Origin of the sequence: Cochlodiniinecator piscidefendens (assembly GCF_011326755.1) — a bacterium.
Classification (GTDB): domain Bacteria; phylum Pseudomonadota; class Alphaproteobacteria; order Rhodobacterales; family Rhodobacteraceae; genus Cochlodiniinecator; species Cochlodiniinecator piscidefendens.
In genome coordinates this window covers 53,839-66,897 of sequence record NZ_JAAOIE010000008.1, presented here as the reverse complement: position 1 = coordinate 66,897, position 13,059 = coordinate 53,839, and the positions used below count along the sequence as shown (strand labels likewise).

At 52.0% G+C, this 13,059-nt stretch carries 10 protein-coding genes; 6 read left to right on the top strand and 4 right to left on the bottom strand.

Translation table 11 applies throughout. The annotated features are described in order from the left end of the window. Nucleotides 1-124 precede the first annotated feature (124 nt). Both G9C99_RS16140 and G9C99_RS16135 read left to right on the top strand, forming a co-directional pair. Nucleotides 125-865 (top strand): response regulator, encoded by a 741-nt coding sequence (locus G9C99_RS16140; RefSeq protein WP_166418560.1) that lies wholly within the window; start codon nucleotides 125-127, stop codon nucleotides 863-865. Continuing rightward, complete coding sequence (locus G9C99_RS16135; RefSeq protein ID WP_166418559.1) at nucleotides 858-2,312, top strand: sensor histidine kinase; 1,455 nt, start codon at nucleotides 858-860, stop codon at nucleotides 2,310-2,312. The genes G9C99_RS16140 and G9C99_RS16135 overlap by 8 nt, the downstream gene beginning before the upstream one ends. On the opposite strand, the gene eda is transcribed toward G9C99_RS16135, so the two are convergent. From eda to G9C99_RS16115, 4 genes are all read right to left on the bottom strand, one after another. After that, nucleotides 2,309-2,950, bottom strand: a complete 642-nt coding sequence (gene eda / locus G9C99_RS16130; RefSeq protein WP_166418558.1) for a bifunctional 4-hydroxy-2-oxoglutarate aldolase/2-dehydro-3-deoxy-phosphogluconate aldolase — start codon at nucleotides 2,948-2,950, stop codon at nucleotides 2,309-2,311. The genes G9C99_RS16135 and eda overlap by 4 nt on opposite strands. Nucleotides 2,951-2,953: 3 nt before the next feature. Then, nucleotides 2,954-4,762 (bottom strand): phosphogluconate dehydratase, encoded by a 1,809-nt coding sequence (edd, locus tag G9C99_RS16125; protein WP_166418557.1) that lies wholly within the window; start codon nucleotides 4,760-4,762, stop codon nucleotides 2,954-2,956. Nucleotides 4,763-4,837: 75 nt separating this feature from the next. Continuing rightward, nucleotides 4,838-7,183 (bottom strand): PIG-L family deacetylase, encoded by a 2,346-nt coding sequence (locus G9C99_RS16120; RefSeq protein ID WP_166418556.1) that lies wholly within the window; start codon nucleotides 7,181-7,183, stop codon nucleotides 4,838-4,840. A 19-nt stretch (nucleotides 7,184-7,202) separates the two neighbouring features. Next, a complete protein-coding gene (locus tag G9C99_RS16115; protein ID WP_166418555.1) occupies nucleotides 7,203-8,369 on the bottom strand; it encodes an ROK family transcriptional regulator in 1,167 nt (388 codons plus the stop codon). A 131-nt stretch (nucleotides 8,370-8,500) separates the two neighbouring features. On the opposite strand from G9C99_RS16115, the gene G9C99_RS16110 reads away from it, so the two are divergent. The 4 genes from G9C99_RS16110 to argH all read left to right on the top strand — a co-directional run bounded on the left by G9C99_RS16110 (nucleotide 8,501) and on the right by argH (nucleotide 13,059). Continuing rightward, complete coding sequence (locus G9C99_RS16110; protein ID WP_166418591.1) at nucleotides 8,501-9,754, top strand: extracellular solute-binding protein; 1,254 nt, start codon at nucleotides 8,501-8,503, stop codon at nucleotides 9,752-9,754. 62 nt (nucleotides 9,755-9,816) lie between these two features. After that, nucleotides 9,817-10,710, top strand: coding sequence for a carbohydrate ABC transporter permease (locus G9C99_RS16105; protein WP_166418554.1), 894 nt, complete (start codon nucleotides 9,817-9,819; stop codon nucleotides 10,708-10,710). 1 nt (nucleotide 10,711) lies between these two features. Beyond that, entirely contained in the window at nucleotides 10,712-11,578 is an 867-nt protein-coding gene (locus G9C99_RS16100; RefSeq protein WP_166418553.1) for a carbohydrate ABC transporter permease, read from the top strand. Further along, a complete protein-coding gene (gene argH / locus G9C99_RS16095; RefSeq protein ID WP_166418552.1) occupies nucleotides 11,575-13,059 on the top strand; it encodes an argininosuccinate lyase in 1,485 nt (494 codons plus the stop codon). Before G9C99_RS16100 ends, argH begins: the two co-directional genes overlap by 4 nt.

Genomic DNA, 13,059 nt, shown 5'->3' with positions numbered 1-13,059 from the left:
GCGGATATGCGTGGGACGCAGTGGAAAAAACAGATGCTTTGTTACCTGTTGTTACGATAGAGTTGATTTTGTTGCACAGTGTTACAATGAGGATGCTGCACCAGACCTGAGGGACGCGCACCAAATGACGATTTCCAGATTGATGGTCGTAGATGACGACGCTGAAATGCGCCAAATGCTATCGCAGTATTTGCGGACCAACGGGTTTTTCGTTTTAACGGCGGCCAGTGAACAGGATATCCTGAACCACTTAGACGCGGGGCGGATTGACCTCGTTTTATTGGACGTCATGTTGGGCACCGAGAACGGGGTAGATATTTGCAATCGTTTGCGCAGCGAACAAGATGTGCCGATCATACTTGTGTCTGCGTTATCTGCGGATCACCATAGAATGGCCGGGTATGAGGTGGGCGCGGACGACTATATCGCCAAACCGTTTAACCCTAGTTTGCTGCTTGCTCGGGTTAAGGCCGTGTTGCGACGTGGCAGGCGGTCTGCGTCCTTAAGTTATCGCCGCAATACATCGGTCTATCAATTTGGCGGTTGGCGTTATGATGGAAAGAAAGACACAATCAGTGCACCAGACGGGTTTCAGGTGACGCTGTCAAAACGCGAAACCAACCTACTAAAGGTCCTGTTGGCCAATCCGCATATCCCGCTGACACGCGAAGAAATCGCGGATGCCTTAAATGTGGCCCGTGATCCAGCGGCGGCTTTGGAAAGCAGTGAAAGCCGGGCAATTGATGTGCTGGTTGGACGTTTACGCTCAAAGATAGAAAAGAACCCAAAAGAGCCAGATTTTCTGCGCACAGAACGTGGTGTGGGGTATGTGTTTGCCGTCGATGTGGTCGTGAGCGATGGGTAGGTTTCGCTTACGCAATTACGGCGTTGTCTGGAGCATTGGATCACTGTTCATCGGTATCGCGGTGACCTGGATTTGGATGGCTTCGCAGGCGGCATGGCAAACACATCTTAACACCGCTTATACGACAGGATTACAGTTATACGATACATTGCTTGCAGATAGCCCGCCACCCTCTGGTGTGCAGGTTACGCCATTGTCTGCATCCGAAATTTCTGTCGGGGGTGATCCCGTTCCGCTACCTTTGACCACCGGGCGCGCTGCACATATCACGTCGATGTCTGTGTTCACCGAACCTGCGCCTCATTTGGTCGGGTCACGATTGCAGTTGCACATTGTCTCGGCTGATATGCGATATCCGGTGTCAGGTATCGCATCTGATCGGGCTGGCAATCTGAATGCTCAGCTCGGCAATATTACTAAGCTGTTGGCCAATTATTGCAGCGAGCCAATCGTTTATGCCCGTCTTGATCAAAGGGGATGGATGCGGATCGACGGGAATGGGGTTTGGGGCTGTGGCGCTGCCCCGCGCGACAACCGATTGCTGGCTTTGTTGTTGCTCGTGGTTGGAGTTGGCATTTGTCTGTCACAGGTTTCAGAGACAGCGTCGTATTTTACTGGATTTGCGAATGAGCTAAAGAACCGCGGGCGTTTAGGGCGCCATGACCCTCTGCGCGAAGAGGGCCCGCAGGAACTGCGTGATATTGTGAGAACGGTGAACGATTATCTGGATATAGAGCGTGATAATCTGCAACAGCGCGCGTTGGTCTTGTCAGGGGTTAGTCACGATTTGGGTACGCCGGCAGCTCGGCTTCGATTGCGCGCGGCGCTGATCGAGGACGAAGATTTACGGACAAAACTCGAATCCGACCTTGATCAAATGACTGGGATGATCGAGAGCGTTTTAACGTATACGCACGCGGAAATCAGCGCTGAGGAACCGGTGCAGCTTTCCCTTACTTCGTTGGCCGAAGCTGTGGTCGCGGATTACGAAGATGTTGGAAAACCCGTACGTTTTATCCAGCGTGATACGCAGGTTATTGATAAAAGCCGATCCGTGTTTGGCATTGGGAGTGCCCAGCTGAAAATGCCAACGGATGACGCGCGGCGGGTGCTGGTGTCAGGGCGGCCGATTTCGTTACAACGTGCTTTGTCAAACTTGATTGATAATGCTTTAAAATATGGTCGCACGGCCACGGTTTCGGTCGAGGCAAATTCTTCAATGGCTTCGATCATTGTCGAAGATGAATGCACCACGTTATCTGAGGACGCATTGAACCAATTGACCGGCCCGTTTCAACGGGGTGAAAATGCGGGTTTGATTGATGGGGTTGGACTAGGCTTGACCATTGTATCAACCATTGCCCGCCAGCACGGCGGTACCCTGAGTTTTGAACGATATCCTCAGGGACTGCGCGCCGTTTTGCATTTTTGTCGGCAGTGGGGTTAACGACCCAATTGGGATGCGGCTAACGCAAGTGTGCGAATATCATCCCATCGCTCTGCATCGACCAGCCCGGCGGGGGCGACCCAGCTACCGCCTGCGCACAGAACATTTGACAAGCTAAGATAAGATAATGCGTTTTCAGAGCTTACGCCCCCGGTTGGGCAAAATGTGATGTGGGGCAGGGGGGCACCGATTGCCTTTAGGGCGGGCGCGCCGCCTGACGCTTCGGCGGGAAAAAATTTCTGCATCGTGTAGCCACGCTCTGCCAAACGCATTGCTTCCGAAGCCGTTGCAGCGCCGGGGAGCAGCGGTAAATCCGCGTCTTCGCAGGCGTCGATTAATCGCTCGGTTGCGCCGGGAGATACACCAAAAGTTGCGCCAGCGTTTTTTGCTGCGATTACATCTTCGGGGGTGATCAGCGTGCCAGCTCCGACATGGGCACCGGGGATGTTGGCCATTTCGCGTATGACGTCTAAAGCGGCAGGCGTCCGAAGCGTGACCTCTAATGCGGGTAATCCACCTGCGACCAATGCGTCGGCCAAACCGCGCGCTTTGTCTGCGTCGTGAACAACCAGAACCGGAACAATCGGGGCAAGGGCGCAAATGGCGCGGGTTTTTTGTGTGCTTTGGGCTGGTGTCATGATTTAAACTCCGAATACAGTTGCGCCGGTTTCGGCAGAAGAAACAGCACGGCGAAACACAGAGAAAAGATCGCGGCCCGTGCCATGTTCGTTAGCGCTTAGGTCTGCAGATGCGGCAAGGCGATCATTGATGCCACCCGTGAGAACATCGAGTGTGCCGTTCACAGCATCGAGTCTTAGAACGTCGCCGTCTTCGAGCTTGGCAATCATCCCGCCGTCTAAGGCCTCGGGGCTGACGTGAATGGCGGCGGGCACACGTCCCGATGCCCCAGACATGCGCCCATCTGTGACCAAAGCGACCTTTAGCCCGCGACCCTGCAAAATCCCCAGCATCGGCGTGAGGCTGTGCAGTTCAGGCATACCGTTTGCCTTGGGACCTTGGAACCGAACAACGACAATAACATCACCGGTGAATTCGCCTGCTTTGAAGGCATCCTTTACGGCGTCTTGGTCGTGAAATACCCGAACCGGGGCTTCGATGTATTGATGTTCGCGTGCGACGGCGGAAATTTTTATGACTGAATTCCCAAGTGCGCCCGTAAGGCGTTTTAATCCACCTGTGGTTTGGAACGGGTTAGACGCCGGGCGCAAAATAGCATCATTTAGGCTTTGGCCTGCGCCGCCGATCCACTTTAGGGTGTCTCCGCTAAGCTGGGGCTCTTGGGTGTAGTGATGCAGTCCAACACCGGCGATGGTTTTAGTGTCCGGGTGTAAAAGCCCTGCGTTTAGCAAATCACCGATCAAGTAGCCCAAACCGCCTGCCGCATGGAAATGGTTCACATCTGCCAAGCCATTTGGATAGACCCGTGCCATCAGGGGGGTGATGTCGGAGAGGTCAGAAAAATCCTGCCAGTCTAAAATGATCCCGCCTGCTTGGGCCATCGCGATTAAGTGGATCAGCAGGTTTGTTGATCCGCCCGTCGCGTTTAGCCCAACGATCCCGTTTACAAAGGCCCGTTCATCTAAGATATCGCACACCGGCGTGTAATTCTCGCCCAATGCGCTTAGGTTGAGGGCGCGTTTTGCCCCTTCGATGGTAAGGGCGTCGCGCAAGGGTGTGTTTGGGGAAACAAAGCTGGAACCGGGCAGGTGAAGGCCCATAAATTCCATTAACATCTGGTTGGTATTGGCGGTGCCATAAAAGGTGCAGGTGCCGGGACCGTGGTAAGCCGCACTTTCTGCCGCCATGAGCGCATCGCGCCCAACTTCGCCGGTTGCGAATTTCTGGCGTACTTTGGCCTTTTCATCATTTGACAGCCCACTGGTCATAGGGCCCGCCGGTAGGAAAACCGCTGGCAAATGGCCAAAGCTTTGCGCCGCAATGACCAAGCCGGGAACAATCTTATCGCAGACCCCCAAAAACACCGCGGCATCAAAAGTATTATGGCTGAGGGCTACACCGACGGACATTGCGATCACATCGCGAGAAAACAGGCTCAGTTCCATGCCCGCTTCGCCTTGGGTGACGCCATCACACATGGCGGGTACACCGCCCGCAACTTGGGCTGTGCCGCCAATATCGCGTGCCGCGTTGCGGATCAGGTCAGGATAGCGTTCAAAGGGTTGGTGGGCAGACAGCATGTCATTATAAGCGGTGACAATGCCGAGATTTCCAGATTTGCACTCCGTAAGCGCGCCTTTGTCATTGCCAGTGGCAGCGTAGGCATGGGCTTGTCCACTACAGCATAGATGCGCGCGCGCGGGGCCTTTGGATTCTGCATCGCGCATACGGGCAAGGTACGCAGAGCGGGTCGGCGCACTTCGTGTGATGATGCGGTTGGTGACGTCGGATATCGTTTTATGCAGGCGCATTATTTGGTCCTTGCGGGTTGGCTTGGATCACTGTTAGCGCTAACAATCATGATTTAGAGATTAAATCAAGAGTGATCATTCCCGTTTGTTCAACAAATTGGCCATCAACCGGAACGCACCGGGCGTTAATGATGCCATTTGATGATGCAGGATCAGTGACGTATGGACATGGCGCCCTGCGCCGATATCAGCAACAAGCAATGCGCCGTTGAGCGGCGCTTCGTCCGGGTCATGCATGGACAGAGGGGCGATATAGTCATCAGCCCAGTCTTTGGCAAAATATAGCCCGCGCTCTTTGTGCCAACCGTCCCAATCTTGGGGGCTTATTTTATTTGGTGTGGTCAAAACTGCATGGGGATGGGTAACGGTGACTTCTGCGTTTTCATTCGTCACGCGCCACCGCAGACTCGGTTTTCCGATTTCAAGATGGCGTGGGGGCGTCGTTGCAGAATCCCAATTGTCCCATGGTCGGTGATATAGCGTGACAAGCGTGCCGCCGGCTTCGACCCATTTATGGATGCGAGGCATTTGCGCAGATAATTTTTGACGAAACCGCATGGCAAAAATGCCGATCAGTAGCGTGTCAAATTGGGCGAGGACAGCATCCGACAGCAGATCGTCGTCCGATACTGCTGTGATATCGCATCCGATCGCATTTAACCAATGATCGGCCGTGTCACGCTGTGCGCCCATATAGCCGATCCGACTGTTGGGAAGTTCACATGTGACGCTGAGGATTTTCAGAACGGTAGGCGTGATCAGGGCGCGGCGCGCGGTGTGGTCATGGGTCAACCGGGTGATGGTATGTGCGATTTTACCATTCAGCCGCAATTGAAGATGATCCACCGTATCTGCGTGTTGATCCGCAGGTGCAGTTAGGGCAAAGCCCGTTTGGGTGCGTTGGGCATGCCATCCTTTGGGGAGGTCAAAGCTGGGCTCGGCGCCTTCGGGTGTGATGTCTTGAAGTGTGACATTTACTGTGCGCTGCTGCGCTCTGGAGTTGAGGACCGACACGTCAGGTGTGATGCTGGCGCTGTACGTTGGCAGAACGAGAGGAGTTTGTTCTAGGCGCATTGGCACAGTGATTGTTTGGCCTTTGAGCGAAATATATGTGTTCACATATGGCGCGATTGGCGCGCCGGGAAGATAGACGGAAGGGTAAGGATCGCTAAGGGCCGCTGTATCGGAAATAGTCGCCGTGTCGCCGTCAATATCCCAGCCCTCAGGCAATACTGCTGTCGTTGTAATCGAGTCAGCAGTGCCCTTGCGGATTTCGACAGATAGGGCCGTTTGGTCGCCTGGGTGCAGTTCATCTTGGTCAAAGCGGGGGATAACCTCGGCACCAGCGGCAATCATCACGACTTCTGATAATTGCTCAATTTTGCGCTCTATACGCTGAATGTGCGGGTTAGTTCCGGTTTTTTGCACTTCGCTCAAAGCCGCAAAGGCATCCAGTGCATGTTCGATGATTTTGTCCGTATCTGGAAAAGATTTAGTTGCCATTTCAACAGCTTCTTGCGCATGGGCGAGTAAGGGTGCGTCAGACCCATCTGCAAAATCGGCTAATGTTTGAGGAATGCCGGAAAGTAGGGTGTCATCTGGGCCGCCCACGCGCGTTTTTGCCAAGTGAAGCGGCCAGTTGCGTTCTGATCCCGCTGGAACCCACCGCCCCATGCCTTGGGTTGCGTGACAAACGCGCGAATGCTGGCCGATCTGTTCAAAGCTCCAACCTGTGACAGGATCTTGGCCGCTAGCGTCAAAGGTCAGTGTCGCCGGGGGAGGAGGGAGATCATCATCGTAAGCGTCCCCGGCACCGGACCATGCGGGAAGATAGAGTTTGCTTATTTTCCACGGAGATAATTCATCTGTGACATAGTTTGGATCAGCCGCGAGATCAAAAGCCTCAAGCGCGGCTTCGGTCATGGCGCGGTGATGGCCATGCTGTCCGGGAATATCCAGAAATGTCGGGCATAAAATATCCGGGCACTCCATTCGAATTGCGGTTACTAAGCGATGCAAAGTGCGATCGCGGCCCCACTTTGACAGGGTTTCAACGCCAGATTTTGAAAACCCGAAATCTGTCAACGTGTCATCTGGTGTATATCCAAGCCAATACATGCGCAGCCCGAGTACATCGCAGGCGCGTTCCATTTCAGCGGTGCGCAAGGCACCCAATGCGGCCCCGGTTTCAACGCCAATATCGTTTTGTCCGCCTTCGCCGCGGGTGGAGCATACATAAGAAATGTCAATTCCGTCACGCCAAGTCATTGCAGCCAACATCGCAGAGGTTTCGTCGTCAGGGTGGGCGCCTGAGTTCATGAATTTCGCAACGGACTTTAGTGCAGAGAGCTTCCGCCAAAGGGTTACAATACGGGGTTGCAGGCGTTGTTCCTTGACCCGTTTTTGATCCGAAAGAGGCATTTTATATCCTAGGCTTGGATTAGGCTGCTGGGCCAAATACAGGTGTATAAACGCGATTGAGTACAAGCGAAGCTGCGCCGTTCGTTGCGGTGAGCCGTCCGCATTGCCCCAATATCACACGATCATGAGGCGCATCTGGTCGGTGAGATACGCTGGCAACATTTAAGGGAATTTTGCTGGTGATGTCTTTGAGAAGCCCGCTTGGCATTGCGCCACCTAAAATGACGGCTTGTGGATCAAAAAGATTTTCAATGATAGCAACAGCCTGCCCCAATGCTTTTGCGGCTTGTTCCGTCCAGCTTGAAAGAGCGGGGCTTTGGGCCGCATGAAGTGTATCAAGTGTATCCATTTCGCTGACGTCTATTCCAGCATTGTTCATGTGGCGTTGAATGGAGGACCGGCTTGCGACGCTTTCGAGCTGGGCTATCGTGCCGTCTAGATTGACCGGCAATTGCCCAATTTCGCCTGCGTTGCCAAACGCCCCTGCAATTAATTGACCTTGGCTGACCAATCCAAGGCCAAGACCCGTTCCAAAATATAGATAGGCGTATGTCGATAGGCCTTTTGCCACGCCAGTGACGCGCTCTGCCATTGCAGCTGCATTGGCATCATTTTCGATCTGAACAGGAAGCTCGAGCGCTTCGCTGAATAATTTGGTCAGATCTTTATCTTCCCATCCGGGTAAATCATGGGCTGATCCGCTTAAGCCAGTGCGGCCAAATGGGCCGGGCATGGCTATGCCAGCACCAATAATCCGTTCGGGCTGCACTGTTCGTTTTACATCAAGCATTAAATGTTCGAGCGTGCATAATGTTTCGTCTGGCGTCGCTTTGCTTAGAGGGAGCCGCCAAGTGGCGACGTTTGTTCCGCCAAGGTCTAGGATCGCGGCAAATAACGCAGTTGGCCGCACCTCTATTCCTAAGGCATACCCTCCGCTGGCGTTGATACTATATTGCACGGCGGGTAAGCCGCGCCCTTGGACCCTGCGACCAGCTTCCCTTAGATAACCTTCGGTTTCAAGTTCCGCGATAATATTAGAAACTGTCTGAGTGGTAAGCCCAGATGCCCGCGCAATTTCGGCGCGTCCTATTTCGTGTGCGCTATGAATTTTGCCCATCACCACGCGTCGATTATGGGCGCGGGAACGTTCGGCGTTGGCGCCAGATGTTGTGTGCGTTTGCTTCATATTTTGAGTTTAATTCAATTGACTTGAATAATCAATTGAATTGAGTTAAAAAGCTGAGGCGCTGAGTGAATTCCTCTGGGCGTCAAAGATTGCAGGAGCCAAAATTGGCCCGCCAACCGGGAGAAGATGCAATGAAATGGACGAATAAAACGCTCTTTGCTGGGCTGACGAGCGCTGCTGCGCTGCTTGGAACGTCGGCAAGTGCTGTGGAAATTGAATATTGGCAATATTTCTTTGACGCACGTGTCGAGGCAATGGAGCAGCTGATTGAAAATTTTGAAGCCGCAAATCCAGATGTAACCGTGAACATGACCCATTTCCCGTATGCGGAATATCGAACCAAGGTTGCGGCCTCAATTCCGGCTGGCGAAGGCCCGGATGTGGTTCAATTGTTTTATGGATGGCTAAACGATTACATCGAAGCCGATTTGATTCAGCCATTGCCAGCGGAACAATTTCCAACTGAGATGATCGAGGCAGAATTTTTCCCAATGGTGAGTGCGATGCAGGTGGATGGCGATTACTACGCGCTTCCGACTGCGGTGCGATCTTTGGCGTTGTTTTACAATACGCGTCTGTTCGAAGCAGCCGGCCTAGATCATCCGCCGGCTGATTTAGATGAGCTTGTTGAAATGGCAGGCGCTTTGACCGAACGGGACGGGGCTGGGAATGTCACTACTGTTGGTCTTACCACAGGCATGACGGCACAGGATCACCATTGGTGGCGCGAAGTTTTAGTGCGTCAATTTGGTGGGGAGCCTTACGCAGAAGACAATCAAACGGTTACTTATGATTCCGATGCAGGCCGCGCTGCCGCTGCGTTTTATGAAGGATTGAGCAGCGAGCACGGAGTGACCCAAGTCGGATTTATGGATGAACCTCAGGCCGCCTTTAAGGCGGGGCGCGCGGGGATGCATATTGATGGATCTTTCCGTATTGGGTCGCTCAATAACACGCGCGGATTGGAGTGGGCTGTTGCTGAGTTGCCTGTTGGGCCAACAGGTACGCAATCTAACTATTCCTCATATTGGGTGAACGCGATCACAACCAAAGCCGAAGGCGAACGTTATGAGGCGTCAGTTCGGTTCATGGAGTACATTACATCTGACGAAGCGATGCAAATCTGGCTGGATGTTGTGGGGGAACTGCCTGCGCGCCCATCCGTTGGGATGACCGAAGCCAATGCAACGCATGAGGTGTATGGTCCGTTTATTCGTGGGTTGGAGTACGCACACACGACTGTATTTGCGAACGAAAGTGCGCAGCGCCAGGTGTTGGTGGATATGCTTGATCGCGTTTCATTGCAGGGGCAATCTCTAAGCGACAGTTTAGCAGAAGCCGCCCAAGCAGAGCAGGCGATTTTGAACGAATACTACGCCGATTAATCCGATCTCCCTGTGGCGGGCCAGCGATGGCTCGCCTTTTTTATGCCAAAAGAGGCCGCGCAATGACGCTTTATCGCAATTTGACGATCCGCCAAAAACAGATCGTTTGGGCTTGGGCTTTTCTTACATTGCCGGTGATTTTTTACGGTGTTATCCGGTTTTACCCGACCGGAAGCGCGGTATTAATTTCCTTTCAAGATTGGAATTTATTGGGGGAACGCACATGGATCGGTGCGGATAATTACATCCAACTTTGGAACGACCCAGTGTTTTGGAAGGTGTTTAAAAATACCTTTGTTTATCTCCTGCTCGGAACGCCGGTTTCATTGGTTCTGTCGTTCACAATTGCCTATCATCTCGATAAATTAAGGTTTTTACACAGCTTTGTACGGATGCTGTATTTTCTGCCATTTATGACCAGTGCTGTCGCTATGGCTTGGGTGTGGCGGTGGTTCTATCAGGGCGTTCCTATCGGGCTTTTCAATAATATCTTAGCGAAATTTGGTATCGCACAGATCGAGTTTTTAAACTCCACATCTTATGCTTTGCCTGCGGTTTTGGCGCCTGCGGTTTGGGCTGGTCTTGGATTTCAGGTTATTATTTTTATGGCTGGCATTCGTTCGATCCCAACTTCGTATTATGAGGCCGCGCGCATTGATGGTGTGGGTTGGTGGACCGTTCTTACACAGATCACGCTACCGCTGTTGCGGCCGACCATTGTGTTTATCGTTGTGTTCTCATCCATTGGGTTCTTACGGATTTTTGATCATGTTTTTAACATGACCACGAATAATCCAGGCGGTCCCCTTAATGCGACAAAGCCGTTGGTTCTGATGATTTATGATACGGCATTCAACAGTTTCAATATGGGATACGCAACGGCGCAAACTGTCGTGCTCTTTACGATTTTGTTGATTGTGAGCCTTATTCAATTACGCCTGCTACGGAGCGCTTAAAATGACATCAATTGCCCCTACAAGCGTAAGTTTAAATAACGCGCGCCCCACAAAACCCCGGAACATGGGTCAAATTATTCGCTGGTTGATTTTGTTTTTTGGCGGCATCGCGATGATTATGCCAATTGTCTATATGATTTCGACATCGTTGAAGTGGCCGCACGAAGTTTACAACGTGAACCTTATGCCAGACGATCCAACACTCGAGAACTATACTTACGTGTTAGAGGATGGACGGTTTTACATTTGGTTTATGAACTCGGCGATCATTGCGACCCTGACTACAATTTCAAATCTGCTGTTTGACAGTCTGGTGGGGTATACTCTGTGTAAATTTAAATTTCCGGGCCGCACGCTTGTTTTTATCGCTATTTTGTCCACTTTGATGATCCCGACGGAAATGTTGGTAATCCCTTGGTACCTCATGAGCCAAAATTTTGGGTGGCTCGATAGTTACTGGGGCATCATGTTTCCGGGGTTGATGACGGGGTTTGGTACATTTTTGATGAAACAGTTCTTCGAAAGCGTCCCCGATGATTTTCTAGAAGCAGCGCGGATTGATGGCTTGAACGAGTTGCAGATTTGGTGGACCGTTGCCATGCCTTTGGTCAAACCGGCACTCGCGGCTCTGGCAATCTTTGTATTCCTCGGCAATTGGACTGCGTTTTTATGGCCGCTTATTGTGACAAACTCACCGGAGCTTTACACCATTCCTGTCGGATTGTCGGGGTTCGGTGATGAGGCCGATGTTGCTTGGGAATTGATCATGACCGGGGCAGCTATTTCTACAATACCTACATTGATTGTGTTCCTCATCTTCCAACGATTTATCATCCGAGGTGTTGTCATGGCGGGGTTGAAGGGATGATTGATAACTCTGTTTTTCCAGATCAAACATACGTCGAAACTGTTTTGGCACCGTTATTTGATGGTGTAAAAACCCATTTTGCAGATCATATGACGACAATCAATCGTGCCCACTTGGTGATGCTAAACGAAACGGGTATTTTATTACCGGATCAAAGCCGTGAGATCGCTAGGGCTCTGCAAGCAATTGAGACAGAAACAGATGTCGCCGCGCAAATTTATACTGGTGAATATGAAGATTACTTTTTCTTTGTAGAGGCAGAGTTAAAGCGGCGCTTGGGTGATCTTGGTGGGGCATTGCATACGGCGCGTTCGCGCAATGATATGGACCACACCCTATTTAAAATGGCCTTGCAGCTAAAGGGTGAAGCGCTTCTGGAGCAGTTAAATACCCTTTCCCAGGTGTTGATTGAGAAAGCGGAAAAAGAGGCTGATACATTAATTGTTGCTTATACCCACGGCCAACCTGCACAACCTACGACCTTTGGTCATTATCTGGCTGCGATAATTGAGGTTCTCAATCGCGATTGCTTACGATTGAACGCCGCACTGGAGGTTGTAGATCATTGCCCGATGGGAGCGGCTGCGATTACGACGTCTGGGTTCCCAATTAATCGGGCACGCATGGCGGATTTATTGGGATTTGATCAACCGACTCTGAACTCCTACGGCAGTATTGCCAGCGTGGATTATGTCACGGGGCTTTATTCAGCGATAAAGCTGGCCTTTCTGCATCTTGGTCGGGTTGTGCAGGATATGGCGTTTTGGTCGAGCTTTGAGGTGGGGCAGTTGTATGTTCCAAACGCGCTTGTTCAGGTCAGTTCTATAATGCCACAGAAACGTAATCCGGTACCGATCGAGCACATGCGCCATCTTGCGTCAGTCACCATTGGGCGCTGCGATATGATTATGAATACGATGCACAACACGCCGTTCACTGACATGAACGACAGCGAAGGCGAAGTGCAGCAGGCAGGTTATGGAGCTTTTGAAAGTGGTGCACGTATGGTCGCGTTGTTAACTGCGTTTCTTCCGGCTTGCTCTATCAATACGAAAAATGTCGCCCGTAACACTGATGCTGCATGCATTACAATTACGGAATTGGCGGATACCTTGGTGCGTGATGAGGGGCTTAGTTTTCGCCAAGCGCATGAAATTGCCTCCGTTACGGCACGCGCGGTCATTGACGACCAAGTTTCCCTAAGCGCGGGGTTTCAGGCATTTTCTGCCGCGTTTGAGGCTGAAGTAGGGCGGTCATCAATCCTGACAGAAGACTGCTTTAGCGATGCAGTTTCAGCCAAGGTTTTTGTTCAACGTCGTGACCGCCTGGGTGGCCCTTCACCAGCTGCGCTGGGGCATGCGTTGTCGACCTATGCAGGCGAAGTGAAGGCGTTGCACGCTCTACAATCTACTCGAAAATCACGTCGCATTGATGCGAACGCGCGGCTTCAGACCGCGTTTTTATCTCTGACGGAGTCCTGA

What these genes read in the sequence shown, in the direction of transcription:
- G9C99_RS16140 (WP_166418560.1), top strand. Translation starts at nt 125, where the DNA reads ATGACGATTTCCAGATTGATGGTCGTAGATGACGACGCTGAAATGCGC.
- G9C99_RS16135 (WP_166418559.1), top strand. Translation starts at nt 858, where the DNA reads ATGGGTAGGTTTCGCTTACGCAATTACGGCGTTGTCTGGAGCATTGGA.
- eda (WP_166418558.1), bottom strand. Translation starts at nt 2,950, where the DNA reads ATGACACCAGCCCAAAGCACACAAAAAACCCGCGCCATTTGCGCCCTT.
- edd (WP_166418557.1), bottom strand. Translation starts at nt 4,762, where the DNA reads ATGCGCCTGCATAAAACGATATCCGACGTCACCAACCGCATCATCACA.
- G9C99_RS16120 (WP_166418556.1), bottom strand. Translation starts at nt 7,183, where the DNA reads ATGCCTCTTTCGGATCAAAAACGGGTCAAGGAACAACGCCTGCAACCC.
- G9C99_RS16115 (WP_166418555.1), bottom strand. Translation starts at nt 8,369, where the DNA reads ATGAAGCAAACGCACACAACATCTGGCGCCAACGCCGAACGTTCCCGC.
- G9C99_RS16110 (WP_166418591.1), top strand. Translation starts at nt 8,501, where the DNA reads ATGAAATGGACGAATAAAACGCTCTTTGCTGGGCTGACGAGCGCTGCT.
- G9C99_RS16105 (WP_166418554.1), top strand. Translation starts at nt 9,817, where the DNA reads ATGACGCTTTATCGCAATTTGACGATCCGCCAAAAACAGATCGTTTGG.
- G9C99_RS16100 (WP_166418553.1), top strand. Translation starts at nt 10,712, where the DNA reads ATGACATCAATTGCCCCTACAAGCGTAAGTTTAAATAACGCGCGCCCC.
- argH (WP_166418552.1), top strand. Translation starts at nt 11,575, where the DNA reads ATGATTGATAACTCTGTTTTTCCAGATCAAACATACGTCGAAACTGTT.